The 269-nt window shown below is 49.1% G+C and carries 1 protein-coding gene; it reads left to right on the top strand.

Going from position 1 to position 269, the window contains the following annotated elements; genetic code table 11:
- Positions 1-269, top strand: a 269-nt coding sequence (locus AB4496_RS29565; protein WP_372133704.1) for a hypothetical protein, incomplete at both ends; no start/stop codon positions are given.

The raw sequence follows: 269 nt of genomic DNA, 5'->3' as shown, positions 1-269 counted from the left end.
TGGTGAACAACGTGGTGAGCGTGGTGACAATCGTAACGAAAACCGTGACAACAAACGCCGTCGTAAACCAGTTCGTGATGAGAAACCTGAAGAGCAGAAAGAAACTGCTCCACAGCAAAATCGCCAGCCTCGTAAGCCTAAGCAAGACCGTCGCAATAAGTCACGTGATGAGCAGAAGCAACGCGAAGAGCTAGCACCATCTAAATTAGCAGAAGAAGGTCTACAGCTAGCGGCAGAAGCTCAAGCTGATAAACTAGAAGCGCCTAAGG

The organism is Vibrio sp. 10N.222.46.A1 (assembly GCF_041473595.1).
Lineage (GTDB): Bacteria > Pseudomonadota > Gammaproteobacteria > Enterobacterales > Vibrionaceae > Vibrio > Vibrio tasmaniensis_A.
This window is presented reverse-complemented; position numbering and strand designations above follow the sequence as displayed.